This window comes from Advenella alkanexedens, from assembly GCF_019132845.1.
GTDB lineage: Bacteria > Pseudomonadota > Gammaproteobacteria > Burkholderiales > Burkholderiaceae_B > Advenella > Advenella alkanexedens.
The window spans coordinates 315129-328257 of sequence record NZ_JAHSPR010000003.1 but is presented as its reverse complement, the minus strand read 5'-3'; the positions used below and the strand labels follow the sequence as shown (position 1 = coordinate 328257).

Genomic DNA, 13129 nt, shown 5'->3' with positions numbered 1-13129 from the left:
TATTTAATCCTTTATTATTGCGCTACAGCCGTATTTGCCAGTACATTTTCTGCAAACATTTCAGCAGTCCGGGTTGCGGCAGCGGTCATGATGTCCAGGTTTCCGGCATACTTTGGCAGGAAATCACCCAGGCCTTCCACTTCCATAAACATGGATACCCGATTGCCATCAAAAACCGGCCCGTTAACCAGCTTATAACCCGGTACATATTTTTGTACTTCCCGGATCATTTCCTGTACGGAAGCCGTAATGGCTTCACGGTCGGGTTCTCCAACCACCAGACAATGCACCGTATCACGCATCATTAATGGTGGTTCGGCCGGGTTGATAATGATAATGGCTTTGCCTTTTTTGGCCTTGCCCACTTTTTCAACCGCACTTGCCGTGGTTCTGGTGAATTCATCAATATTTTTACGCGTACCGGGCCCCACTGAACGACTGGATACCGTTGCAATGATTTCCCCGTATTCAAGTTCTTGCACCCGGGAAACCGCTGCAATCATGGGAATCGTGGCCTGGCCACCACAAGTGACCATATTCACATTCATGGCCCCCTGCTTCAGGCAATCATCCAAGTTAACCGGCGGCACACAAAAGGGCCCAATTGCCGCGGGTGTCAGGTCAATCATCAGGACACCCAATTCGTTAAGCTTGCGGCTGTTTTCCGCATGTACATAAGCGGAAGTGGCATCAAAGGCAATCTGGATATTGTCTTCTTTGACATGCGGCAACAGACCATCCACCCCTTCGGAAGAGGTTTTCAGGCCAAGCTCACGGGCACGGGACAAACCGGCAGAATCAGGATCAATACCCACCATCCAGACCGGCTCCAGAAACTCACTGCGTTGCAATTTATAAAGTAAATCGGTTCCAATATTACCCGGGCCGATAATTGCACATTTAATTTTATTCATCGTATTATTCAAGAAAAGCAATTTATTATTCAAACACGGTGGTAACCGTACCCAGCCCATCAATGCTAACGCTGTAAGTGCCAGCCGATGACACGGCCACCATTGGCCCCAGTGCACCCGTCAGAATAATGCTGCCAGCCGTCAAGGGACGCCCGCATTGCACCATGACATCCGCCAGCCAGACAGCCGCATTCAATGGATTTCCCAAGCAAGCAGCCCCTTTTCCGACCGATACCTGCGCGTTATTGTGCATCATGGACATGTCGCATTCAGTCAGGGAAAAATCTTTAAGCAAAACGGGCTGACTACCCAATACAAACAGGGCACTGGACGCATTATCCGCCACAGTATCCGTAATACTGATTTTCCAGTCAGCAATACGGCTATCCACAATTTCAATGGCCGCCAGCGCATATTCGGTTGCACCGATAATATCCGCATACGTATGGCGTTCATGGTTCAGGTCTTTACCAATCACCAGTGCGATTTCGGCTTCAACCTTGGGCTGGATAAGACCGGACAACTGTACGGGGATATTTTCTCCAACCGCCATATCTGCAAACAGCATACCAAAATCGGGTTGATCCACCCCCAACTGTGCCTGTACAACGGGCGAAGTCAGTCCGATTTTCCGGCCCACCAAACGGCGGCCCTGGCTCAATGCATATTGCGTATTTTGCTCTTGAATGGCATAAGCCGTTTGTATATCGGCCTGCACAAGACGGTCTTTAATGGGTGCTAGCGGTTTGCCCGATTGCTGTGCCACCCGCAAAAGCGCGGCGGCACTTTCTATACTTAGCAATTGATCACTCATAATTAATGTGTTTCCTTAGTCTTTGTGACCATTTAACAGGAAATCAATATGTAGTGCATTGAACGTTTCCGGGTCTTCATATTGTGGCCAATGACCGCAGTTTTCCATCACAATCAAACGGCTGTTGGATACCAGCGAATGCAGTTTTTCACCCACGCTGACTGCAGCGGTAGGATCATGGCTGGTCCAAAGCACCAATGTTTCGGCTTCGATTTTGGCCAGTTCTTCGGGGGTCAGCAGGTTGCGCAGGCGTACGTCCATATCCTGCAGGCACATGATGCTTTCAATGGCTTCAAGCATGCCCGGAGAACGATAGGTGGCATATCTGGCTTCAACCAGATCTTCGGTAACAATTGAAGGATCCGCCATCAGGAATTCAAGGCGTTTACGGGTTGCTTCCCGGTCTGGGTTTCTGACCGCGTTCAGACTAAGGGTACGTAAACGTTCCATCACTTTGGGGTCTGCAATCATGCCACCGCAGGTATTAAGCACCAGACGCTTAACCCGTTCGGGGTATTTGGCCGCAAAACGGGCACTGACCCATCCGCCCAATGATTCACCGGAAAGATGAATTTTTTCCAGTCCCAATACATCCATCAAATCACGCAGATGTTCTACATAATCGATGACCTCATAATTGGATTTGGGCTTGTCGGTAAAACCGTGTCCCAGCATATCAATGGCCAGCACGCGAAAATGCTTTGCGTGCGGCAGAATATTACGCATATAAGCTTCCAAGTGACCTGAAATACCATGCAGTAAAAATAATGTTTCGGGCCCCTCACCGGCTTCCAGGACACGGGTTTTTACCCCTTTTACGTCGATATAATGCAAACGGACACTGCCATCCGCAACGGCAGACCATAAAGAACGCAGTTCGGGCTGGGCATTATTCTTATGATTATTTTCCAAAGTGCTGGATGAACGACTCACTTACTCTATCTCCAATATGTGATTAACAATACCTTAAGCATTAAGCATGTTAAAAAACATTGATTTAATCCAATATTTATTTTGTAGTTATTGATAGGATAAAAATCTAATTCAATTTTTTTTATTCATTACCGCAACACGAAATATTGAAATTCTGTTCCATCAAAGACAGAAAATACTGAAACTCTTCCATCGCACAATGATCATGCCATGACATGTATAAATTGATTGTTGGCGGGGTTGGATTCACCATTCTCTTGAAACAAATTGAAGGATTCAGTAGCGAAATAACATAATCTGGCAATATGGCAACGCCCATTCCCATAGAAACCAGATTCAGGGTAAACAGTATATTGGATGCATTCTGGATTTTTTTATATTTGACATTGTTTTCTTTAAGGTATTGATTGGTCAATATGCCAAGCGCCCCCGAAAAATTAGGATCGGTAACAATAATATTTTGATCCTGCAGCAAGTTTACGGGGATTTCATTTTCCAGGGCCAGGGGATGTTCAACTGACATCACCAATATCAACTCTTCCTGATAAATAAGATTATTTTTAAATCCCTCCACTGTTTGTCTCAAAAAAGCAACATCCAGATTCCCCTTCAGTAATGCCTTTTCCTGCTCAATTGTATTAAGACTTTTCAATTCAATATTCAGGGAAGGCATTTTCTCCCTGATAAAAGGCATAATTTTCGGGAAAATTTTCACCTCAGCCGAAGGCACGAACCCCATTGTTATTTTTCTGTTGGATTTCCTGACCGAATCACGGGTTACCTGAATGGCAAGGTTAGCCTGCTGCAATACCAGCCGAGCCTCCTTGAGAAAGACCTCTCCCGCTTTGGTCAGTTCTACTTTCCGTTTCGTTCTGCTAAACAGTTTGACGCCTATTTCACTCTCTAAATCACGAATCTGCTGACTCAATGAGGGCTGGGCAGTAAACAGCTTTTCAGCTGCTCTGGTGAAATTCAATTCTTCCGCAACAGCAATGAAATATCGTATGTGTCTAAGTTCCAAGTCACCCTCCAGTAATCTTTTTTAAATATTAATTCAAATAAAAAAAGTATTTCACAGTTGTTACAACTGCAACGATCATATCGGTTGTTACCACACAAAAGAATGATCTTAAATACGACTACTGGAGGCTTAGTTAATGAATAAAACCATAGACATTCAAGCTTTAATAGATTCCAAGAATGGGCAAGTGACTCCTTCAATTTATACTGACCCTGAAATATATGAACTTGAACTAGAAAGAATTTTCGGGCGCTGCTGGCTGTTTCTTGCGCATGAAAGCCAAATTCCAAAAGCAGGGGATTTTTTCAATACTTACATGGGTGAAGACCCCATTGTTGTTGTCCGTCAAAAAGATGGTACCGTGAAAGCATTCTTAAATCAATGCCGTCACCGTTCCATGCGGGTCAGCTATGCCGACTCAGGCAATACCAAGGCGTTCACCTGTCCCTATCATGGCTGGTCTTATGCCACCAACGGAGAACTGATCGAGGTTCCGCTTGAACCCCGAGCCTACCCGCAAGGTCTATGCAAATCTAAATGGGGCCTGCAAGAAGTCACTAAAGTTGCCTCTTATAAAGGCCTCATCTTCGGCACCTGGGACGAAAATGCAGTCAGCCTTGAGGAGTATATGGGTGACATGGCCTGGTATCTTGACGGTGTTCTCGACCGTCGTGAAGGCGGCACCGAAATTGTTGGTGGCATTCATAAATGGACCATTGATTGCAACTGGAAATTTGCAGCCGAACAATTCGCCAGTGACCAGTACCATGCCCTGTTCTCCCATGCCTCAGCGGTACAAGTGCTTGGCGCTAAACCCGAAGATGAACAAAAAGCACTGGGCTCAGGCCAAACACCGCGCCCTGTATGGGAAACAGCAAAAGATGCCATACAGTTTGGCCAAGATGGTCATGGCAGCGGTTTTTTCTTTACCGACAAACCCGATGCAAACGTTTGGGTCGATGGCGAAGTATCCGACTATTATCGTGAGACCTATCCCGAAGCCCTTGAACGCCTGGGTGAAATCAGGGCCCTTCGTCTGGCCGGTCATAATACTCTTTTTCCCACCCTGTCTTGGTTGAACGGTACTGCCACGCTGCGTGTCTGGCATCCCCGTGGCCCCAACCAGGTTGAAGTCTGGGCATTCTGTATTACCGATAAAAATGCTCCTGAAGAAGTCAAGGCCGCCTTTGAACGCAGCGCTACCCGTGCATTCGGTCCTGCCGGTTTTCTGGAACAGGATGACTCTGAAAACTGGGTTGAAATCCAGAAAATCCTGCGTGGCTACCGTGCACGCAACAGTCAACTGTGCATGGAAATGGGTATGGGCAATGAAAAAATCCGTGATGATGGCGTCCCTGGTATCACCAACTACATTTTCTCGGAAACAGCCGCTCGTGGCTTCTATCAGCATTGGGCAAATTTGTTAAGCAGTAAAACCTGGCAGGAAGCCAAAGCCAAAACCGATGCTTATCAGAACACCTTGGTTGAGAACAGCAAGGAGGTCGCATAATGACACAAGTTATCACGCCCGTTTCCATGGAATTACATCATGAAATCAGCCAATTCCTGTTTTATGAGGCTCAAAAGCTGGATGACTGGCAATTCCGTGATTGGCTCACCCTGATCGCAGAAGATATCCACTACACCATGCGCACGGCAGTAAACGCCCAAACCAGGGATCGCCGCCGCTGTGTACAACCGCCTACCACCTGGATTTTCAACGATAGCAAATTCCAGCTTGAGAAACGGATCGCCCGACTTGAAACTGGTATGGCCTGGGCCGAAGAACCTCCTTCCCGTACCCGTCACTTCGTCAACAATATCCAAATATCTCCCACTGAACAGGAAGATGAATACGATATTCGTGTGAACTACTTGCTTTATCGTTCACAAAAAGAGAAAGATGAAACCTTCTATGTCGGCATGCGCAACGATCGTATTCGTCGAACCGGAAACAATGACATGGGTTGGGAAATCGCCCATCGGGAAATTATCCTTGATCAGGTTGTTATTACCTCTCATAACCTAAGCATACTGTTCTAGTCATGGAAAAGATTTTTGTTTGCTCAAAAAATGACTTGCCCGAAGGTGAAGCTATCAAGGTGGACTGCCAGCCCGAAGCGATCGCCGTATTTAATATTGGCGGCTCATTTCATGCCATGAATGACAAATGCAGTCATGGCAACGCGTCCATGTCCGAAGGCTATATTGAAGAGGATGGCACGGTGGAATGTCCATTACATTCCGCCCTGTTTTGCGTCAAAACCGGCAAGCCTTTATGCCTGCCGGCAACCGATCCTATCGCCACCCATCCGGTTGTGGTTGAAAATGATTCCATCTATGTCCTTCTTAAGGAGCAGCAACAATGAGCTGGTTACAAGACCAAACGGTTCTGATTACCGGTGGCGGATCGGGCCTGGGCCTGGCCCTGGTGGAACGCTTCCTGAATGAAGGTGCCAATATCGGTGTCTTGCAACGCTCCGCGTCAAAAGTCGAGTTACTGAAAGAACGTTACGGCAATGACATCGTTGTGGTGCAAGGCGACGTGGCCAATTACGAAGACAACCAGCTTGCCGTTCAGGAAACCGTCAAGAAATTTGGAAAACTGGATTGTTTTATTGGCAATGCCGCCGTCTGGGATCATGGCGCCAGCCTAATGAGCCTGTCAGCCGAACAACTGGATACCGGCTTCAATGAACTGTTTTCAATTAATGTAAAAGGCTACTTGCTGGGTGCCAAGGCGGCCAGCCAGGAACTGATCAAATCAGAAGGTTCCATTATCTTCAGTCTCTCCAACTCCGCCTTCTACCCCGAAGGCGGGGGCCCTTTGTATACATCCAGCAAACATGCCGCCGTTGGGCTAATACGTCAGCTGGCTTTTGAACTGGCACCCAAAGTGCGGGTCAATGGCGTTGGCCCATGTGGCATGGCCAGTGATTTGCGCGGTCCTGCTTCCCTGGGACAAGACCAGTTGCGAATCATGGATTCACGCACACCTGAAGCCATTGCCAGCATTTTACCGCTGCAGTTTTTTCCTGACGCCAGTGAATTCACCGGGCCTTTTGTTTTATTGGCATCCCGTGAAAACAACCGTACATTAAGCGGTGTCATGATTAATGCCGATGCGGGTCTGGGCATCAGGGGCATCCGCAATACTGCCGGTGGCATGAACCTGTAAACAGTTCAAGTTTTAATAATAATTAAAGAATGGCTATTTTAATAATAGCCATTCAAGGACATACCTTATGACCGTAAAATTAATATGTGTGGCGCACACGCCAATGATGGACCATTGTTCACCGGGTGACAAGGTCGAAAAGGAAGCACGTGCCGCTTTTGCCAAACTTGCGGCCGAGGTCGATGCATACAATCCGGATCTGATCGTCGTTTTCGCTCCCGATCATTTCAACGGTTTTTTCTATGATTTAATGCCTGCTTTCAATATTGGCATTCGTGCATCGGCCGCCGGTGACTGGGATATTGGCAAGGGTCCGCTTAACATTCCTGAAGACAAGGCGCTGGCCTTAACCCAGGACGTACTGGATCAGGGCATTGATGTCGCCTATTCCTATCGCATGCAGGCAGACCATGGCTTTACCCAACCCCTGATGCTTCTGTGCAATAGCCTGACCAAATACCCTGTTATCCCGATCTTTGTTAACGGTGCGGCAAAACCCCTGCCAAGCTGCAAACGTGCAGTTGATCTGGGCAAGGCCGTTGGAAAGCATCTGTCCAAATCCGATCAGCGTATTTTAATTATCGGATCCGGTGGCTTGTCACATGATCCTCCAACGCCTCAAATGGGCTCGGTTCCCCCAGAAGTTGAAGAATTCCTGATAGCAGGACGCAACCCCACCCCTGAAGCCAGGAACAAGCGCCAGGCCAATGTTATTGCCACTGGTCAGGCACTGGCCAAAGGTGAAGGCCCCTCCATTCCCCTGAACCCTGAATGGGACATGGCCTTGATGGAGCAATTCAAAAAGGCCGATTTCAAGCGCATTGCCGCCTACACCAATGAAGAAATCCAGCGGGATGGTGGTAAAGGTGGACAGGAAGTCCGTGCCTGGATGTCCGCATTCGCGGCCCTGTCTGAATTTGGTCCTTACGATGCCGAGATTGTCTATTATTACCCCATCAAGGAATGGATTGCCGGCATGGGCATGATGAAAGCACAACCCATTTAAATTAATCCTGGAAAAATTCAATGAATAAAGAAACTATTATCATCATTGGAGCTGGCCAGGCAGGTGCAACCGTGGCGATACAGTTACGCCAGGATGGTTTCACAGGTCGCATCATCCTGGTAGGAGACGAACCTCATTTGCCCTATGAAAGGCCCCCTCTTTCAAAAGAAAGGCTGTTAACACCCGATACAACCAATTGCCAGATTTTCAGTGCTGACTTTTATGCTGAAAAACAAATCGAAGTCAGAAACAATGAAAAAGTCACCAGCATCAATACACAAACCCGTCAGATTTTGTTAGCCAATGGTGAAAAGCTGGACTATTTCAAGCTGGTAATAACAACTGGCGCAAGTGTTAAACATATTTCCATGCTTGATGAGCTTGGGGAGAAGGTTCATACACTCAGAACCATTGATGATGCCGATATGCTCAGGCTTTCACTATCGCCAGAAAAACGCATTGCCATTATTGGCGGTGGTGTGATCGGCCTGGAACTGGCATCCACAGCCATTGACCTGGGTTGCCAGGTCAACTTGGTTGACACCGGAAATCGTGTCATGCGCAGAAGCATCCCCCCCATTCTCAGCCAGTTCCTGTTTGAACAGCATCAAAAAAACGGTGTTCAATTCCATATGAATACCGGTTTGCGCACTGCCAGCCGGAACCAGGACAACAGTTTTACCCTGACTCTGGAAAACGGCACTTGCCTGCAGGCAGATGCCATTGTTTACGGGATTGGCGTTGAACCCAATGTCAATCTAGCCATCCAGGCCGGCATCCGGGTTAACAATGGCATTGTGATCAACAGTCACGGACAAACCTCCGACCCGGATATTTACGCAGCCGGAGACGTCACTGCATGCTGGCAAGGTCAAACACAAACATTTACCCGCACTGAAACATGGGAAAATGCCCAAAACCAGGCCATCACAGTCGCCAAAGCCATTCTGGCACAAAATCCCCCCGAGTTTTCAGCTCCTTGGTTCTGGACCGACCAATGCGGGTTAAATATCCAGCTTTGCGGTCAAATGAACGCAGACCAATGGATTTGTCGCGGTGACATGAACGCTCCCGAAGGATTTATTCTTTTCGGCTTCTCGCAAGATATTCTGGTGGGTGCCATTACGGTCAACCAAGGCAGGGAAATGCGTAATCTGAAAAAAATGATCGCCCTGCAACATCCTTTTTGCAAGGCAACCCTTGAAAACAAGGAAACGAATTTACGTCAATTAAGTAATTCTGTTACGGTTTAATCGCTTCCTTGTCGTTAAAAGGGTAGCACCCAAGCATTACCGTTTAACCTGTCACGGCCGCATCTTTGACCTTATCCGTCAAAACCGGAATGGCAGGCCCTACCCCCAAATAAGAAAACAGGTCTTTCGGATCGGCCAGCTCGGGCACCAGTGAAATCGACTGCATAAAGCCCAGTTCTTTTGCCGCGTCACGCATGAACAGCATGGCAGAATAATCCTCCAGGGCAAATCCGACCGAATCAAACAGGGTAACCTGCTTATGATCACTGCGGCCCGGCTTTGTTTGACCAAACACTTCCCATAAATGCACCACCGGAAAATCTGCCGCTACATTCTGCAACTCACCTTCGATCCTGGTCTGCTCCTCAAACTCAACAAAGACCGGTCCCATTGACAGGATCTCGGGATGTAATTCCGTTTTACCGGGTGAGTCACCCCCCACGGCATTAATATGCATGCCCGGCTCTATCATATCCGGGGTAATAATATGCGCTTTGGCGTATTCGGCCGTGACCGTGGTGATGATATCCATCCCCTTGACTGCACTGGCCACATCGCTGGCAATCACAAACTTCATGCCGGTATGAGCCAGATTACCCGCCAGTTTCTCAGAAGCCTTGGGATCTTTATCATACAAATGGATTTCTTCAATACCCAGCAGGTAATGAAAGGCCAGGGCCTGGAATTCTGCCTGGGAGCCATTGCCAATCAAGGCCATGGTACGGCTGTTTTTGCGGGCCAGGTATTTGGCCACCAAAGCAGATGTGGCCGCTGTCCGGAAAGCCGTTGTCAGGGTCAGCTCTGAAATGGCCATTGGCATGCCTGTGGCCACATCCACCAGAGCACCAAATGCAATCACGGTAGACAAACCCTTGACCGGATTATGCGGATGGCAATTCACATATTTAAACGCATAATGCTTTTTATCGGCAATTGGCATCAGCTCCATCACGCCATCTTCCACATATTTGGCGACCCGTTTGGATTTATCAAATTCATCCCAACGCAAATAATCCGTCAGAATATAGCTTGCAACCCCTTCAAGGCAGGCTTTCATGCCTTTTTTCTGGACAATGGCAGCAATATCCTGTGGACGGATCAATTCGGTCATTAACTGATTCTGTAATAAGTGATTCATGCGAAGCCTCCTGTATTTATATTTATCATTCAAGCTGTTAGCTATAGTCTGAGGCATGACGCCATCAATTGGCAGTCCGCATTTTGCATACATTTGAGCAATTTTCTATCATAATGACAGAACACATTACCGGAATGACAATGATGGATACGATCGACCAGGCTCTGATTGCCCTTTTACGCCAGAATGCCCGCTATACCGTGGCCGATCTGGCCCAGAAACTGCAGGTCTCACGCGGCACGGTACGCAACCGCATGCTGAAACTGGAAGATGAAGGCGTGATTACCGGTTATTCGGTGCAGCTGCGCCCCACCAGCCAGAACCGGCCCATTACCGCCTGGATGAGTATTGCCATTGAAGGCAACGCCACCCGGCAGGCCGTGGCCAGTTTACTGGGTGAACCCTGCGTGGTTGCCCTGCATGACACCAATGGCCGCTGGGATTTGCTGGCCGAACTGCAGGCGCAAACCCTGGATGAACTGGGGCAGGCACTGGAGCGGATCAGGCTGATAAAACATATCAATAACTCAGAAACCAGCATTCATTTGAAGAGTTATAAATAATCACGGTACCTTGGTTTTAATTAATGGATTAATGCCACCCGATACCAAGGTCGCCCCCATCGTGGCCAGTTCAACCGTTGTTTATTGCTTTACTTTATATTAACGATATTAAAGTTAACTATGATTTATGAGCAAATCAGCAATCGTATTATTGTCAATGGTCTCACCGCTTAAATACTTCATTAAAACCTCACTGCCCATTTCAGGTAATGAAAACATATAATCAACATGCAAAAGTTGCAATTTCCGGCGATTACGTTCTTCATTAATCATGGAAATGGTTTTAACCTTGTCACCCGCAATTTCCCTTACCGCCAATAAAATATAAGTGTTTTCCACATCGCTCTTTTCCAATGCCATCACACAATACGCATCTTTTACAGAAGCCTTGTCCAGGATCGCGATCTCGGCAACTTCTCCTGAAACCACAATCGCATCTGCAGGGAATAAATCCCGGTTTTTTTCATCACACACAATCACAGCATGCAGGCCACGCTTTTTCAAGCCGTTATAAACAAACACCGCCAATTGGGAAGCGCCAACAATAACATAATGATCTTTCATTTTTAACAACCTTTTATGCACGATTTTGCGTGTATCAGTTGCCGCAATACCTGCCAAGTACACCACTGAAGTGGTAAAAATAGTAATACCAAAAAAAACGACACTAACCGTAAAAAGACGTGATTCTATCGTTACCGGAACGATATCTCCATAGCCCACCGTTGCCATGCTTACCATGGAAAAATAAAATGCCTGAAAAACATCGGTAATTTTTGGATTGAAGTGTGAACCCAGATATAAAGAACCCAATACTGAATACACATTAAGGATGGCAATACTGAAAACAGCCACTCCTGCTGTGTTGCTGATGCTCTGATTCGGAAAATGTTTCCAAAAATGTATTAGCAGAACCAATAAAACTGAAGAATAAGCACCATGAATCAAATAAGCACTACCCAGTGTTATATCCAGAACAAGCAATAAGACCAAGGCAATAACACTAAAAAACCAGGCTAGCCGGGCTCCTTTAAACAGGAAAAAACCAAATAAAACCAGGCAAGTACCTAATGCAAAACGGGGCAGTTCAAGTAAATGAAAGAATCCCAGGGTTTGCATCCAATGCACAAACTCAATTGTGTCTTTACCAAAGTGATTGAAGTATTTAGACAGAACAGGTAAGGTCAACCATAATCCATTGCCAATTATTAGCAATGACAATAAAACCCGTATATTTAATATTGATTGGCAAAACGGGCCTATATATTTTTTTACACTCATAAAAGTCCATTAACTCTGCTTATCCGCCAGATTATTTTTGGTCACTGCGAAGGCCATATTCGGTATTGTACCAACGCCTTAAATCAAGCACCCTATGTCTTGACATACGTCATAATACGATAAGATCCAACAAGATTTAAAACCATTCAAAAATGACAAACAAAGGAGACAATATGGACACCCCCACACCCCCCATTCTTGAAACCACCAGAACCAATGGTGTCGTAACCCTGCGCCTTAACCGCCCCGGTCAGTTCAATGCGCTTTCAGAAGCCATGTTGCAAGCTTTGCTGGATCAATTTGAAATACTCCAGCAAGACCACACCCTGCGTTGCGTGATTATTGAATCCACCGGCAAAGCCTTTTGCGCAGGACATGACTTAAAGGAAATGCGCAGCCAGCCCTCTCTGACCTATTACCGTTACCTGTTTGCCAAATGCGGCAAAGTCATGCAGGGTATTCAGTCCCTGCCAGTGCCGGTCATTGCCAAAGTTCACGGCATTGCCACGGCAGCAGGATGTCAGCTGGTCGCTGCCTGCGATCTGGCCATCTGCACCGATTCGGCCAAATTTGCGGTTTCGGGTATTAATGTCGGCCTTTTCTGCTCCACACCTGCTGTGGCCTTAAGCCGGAACATATCTTCCAAACGGGCCTTTGAAATGCTGGTCACCGCCCGTTTCATCGACGCCGCCACGGCACTGGATTGGGGGCTGGTGAATGATGCCGTACCGGAAGCACAGCTTGATGAGCGGGTTGCGGCATTACTGGCTGATATTTTAAGCAAAAGCCCAACCGCCATTCGCTACGGCAAACACATGTTCTATAAGCAGAAACAAATGGCGCTTGCCGATGCTTATGATTATGCGGCCGATGTCATGGCGCGCAACATGATGGAAGAAGACGCGATGGAAGGGATTGATGCGTTTCTGGAAAAACGGGTGGCGATCTGGAAAGACTGAATTTACTTAAGCGCGATTAGGTTTTCAAAAAAAGCAAAGGACATTAAATTATCATTAATTTAATCAATT

14 protein-coding genes are annotated in these 13129 nt (G+C 47.0%); 8 read left to right on the top strand and 6 right to left on the bottom strand.

Features of this window, described 5'->3' with window-relative positions; all coding sequences use genetic code 11:
• Positions 1–14: 14 nt before the first annotated feature.
• The 4 genes from KU392_RS05985 to KU392_RS05970 all read right to left on the bottom strand — a co-directional run bounded on the left by KU392_RS05985 (position 15) and on the right by KU392_RS05970 (position 3682).
• A complete protein-coding gene (locus KU392_RS05985) occupies positions 15–914 on the bottom strand; it encodes an acetaldehyde dehydrogenase (acetylating) (RefSeq protein ID WP_217734855.1) in 900 nt (299 codons plus the stop codon).
• A 25-nt stretch (positions 915–939) separates the two neighbouring features.
• Positions 940–1728, bottom strand: a complete 789-nt coding sequence (locus tag KU392_RS05980; protein ID WP_169295653.1) for a 2-keto-4-pentenoate hydratase — start codon at positions 1726–1728, stop codon at positions 940–942.
• A gap of 15 nt (positions 1729–1743) precedes the next feature.
• Complete coding sequence (locus KU392_RS05975) at positions 1744–2661, bottom strand: alpha/beta fold hydrolase (protein WP_211182414.1); 918 nt, start codon at positions 2659–2661, stop codon at positions 1744–1746.
• A 121-nt stretch (positions 2662–2782) separates the two neighbouring features.
• On the bottom strand, positions 2783–3682 hold the full coding sequence (locus tag KU392_RS05970; RefSeq protein WP_169295654.1) for a LysR substrate-binding domain-containing protein: 900 nt from the start codon (positions 3680–3682) through the stop codon (positions 2783–2785).
• A 136-nt stretch (positions 3683–3818) separates the two neighbouring features.
• On the opposite strand from KU392_RS05970, the gene hcaE reads away from it, so the two are divergent.
• The 6 genes from hcaE (at position 3819) to hcaD (ending at position 9119) form a co-directional block, all read left to right on the top strand.
• Positions 3819–5192 (top strand): 3-phenylpropionate/cinnamic acid dioxygenase subunit alpha, encoded by a 1374-nt coding sequence (gene hcaE, locus KU392_RS05965; protein WP_217734854.1) that lies wholly within the window; start codon positions 3819–3821, stop codon positions 5190–5192.
• Positions 5192–5725, top strand: coding sequence for a 3-phenylpropionate/cinnamic acid dioxygenase subunit beta (gene hcaF, locus KU392_RS05960; protein WP_200233601.1), 534 nt, complete (start codon positions 5192–5194; stop codon positions 5723–5725). The genes hcaE and hcaF overlap by 1 nt, the downstream gene beginning before the upstream one ends.
• A gap of 2 nt (positions 5726–5727) precedes the next feature.
• Complete coding sequence (gene hcaC, locus KU392_RS05955; RefSeq protein ID WP_169295657.1) at positions 5728–6051, top strand: 3-phenylpropionate/cinnamic acid dioxygenase ferredoxin subunit; 324 nt, start codon at positions 5728–5730, stop codon at positions 6049–6051.
• A complete protein-coding gene (gene hcaB, locus KU392_RS05950; protein ID WP_200233585.1) occupies positions 6048–6860 on the top strand; it encodes a 3-phenylpropionate-dihydrodiol/cinnamic acid-dihydrodiol dehydrogenase in 813 nt (270 codons plus the stop codon). The genes hcaC and hcaB overlap by 4 nt, the downstream gene beginning before the upstream one ends.
• A gap of 67 nt (positions 6861–6927) precedes the next feature.
• Complete coding sequence (locus tag KU392_RS05945) at positions 6928–7866, top strand: 3-carboxyethylcatechol 2,3-dioxygenase (RefSeq protein WP_217734853.1); 939 nt, start codon at positions 6928–6930, stop codon at positions 7864–7866.
• A 20-nt stretch (positions 7867–7886) separates the two neighbouring features.
• Complete coding sequence (hcaD, locus tag KU392_RS05940; RefSeq protein ID WP_217734852.1) at positions 7887–9119, top strand: 3-phenylpropionate/cinnamic acid dioxygenase ferredoxin--NAD(+) reductase subunit; 1233 nt, start codon at positions 7887–7889, stop codon at positions 9117–9119.
• A 43-nt stretch (positions 9120–9162) separates the two neighbouring features.
• Here the strand turns inward: hcaD and KU392_RS05935 are convergent, their stop codons facing one another.
• Positions 9163–10257 carry an ornithine cyclodeaminase gene (locus KU392_RS05935; protein WP_169295661.1) on the bottom strand — a complete coding sequence of 365 codons (1095 nt, stop codon included), beginning with the start codon at positions 10255–10257 and terminating at the stop codon, positions 9163–9165.
• Positions 10258–10400: 143 nt separating this feature from the next.
• On the opposite strand from KU392_RS05935, the gene KU392_RS05930 reads away from it, so the two are divergent.
• Positions 10401–10820 carry an Lrp/AsnC family transcriptional regulator gene (locus tag KU392_RS05930; RefSeq protein ID WP_169295681.1) on the top strand — a complete coding sequence of 140 codons (420 nt, stop codon included), beginning with the start codon at positions 10401–10403 and terminating at the stop codon, positions 10818–10820.
• A gap of 114 nt (positions 10821–10934) precedes the next feature.
• On the opposite strand, the gene KU392_RS05925 is transcribed toward KU392_RS05930, so the two are convergent.
• A complete protein-coding gene (locus KU392_RS05925; protein ID WP_217734851.1) occupies positions 10935–12008 on the bottom strand; it encodes an ion channel in 1074 nt (357 codons plus the stop codon).
• 266 nt (positions 12009–12274) lie between these two features.
• On the opposite strand from KU392_RS05925, the gene KU392_RS05920 reads away from it, so the two are divergent.
• Positions 12275–13060 (top strand): enoyl-CoA hydratase, encoded by a 786-nt coding sequence (locus tag KU392_RS05920; protein WP_246587337.1) that lies wholly within the window; start codon positions 12275–12277, stop codon positions 13058–13060.
• Positions 13061–13129: the final 69 nt, after the last annotated feature.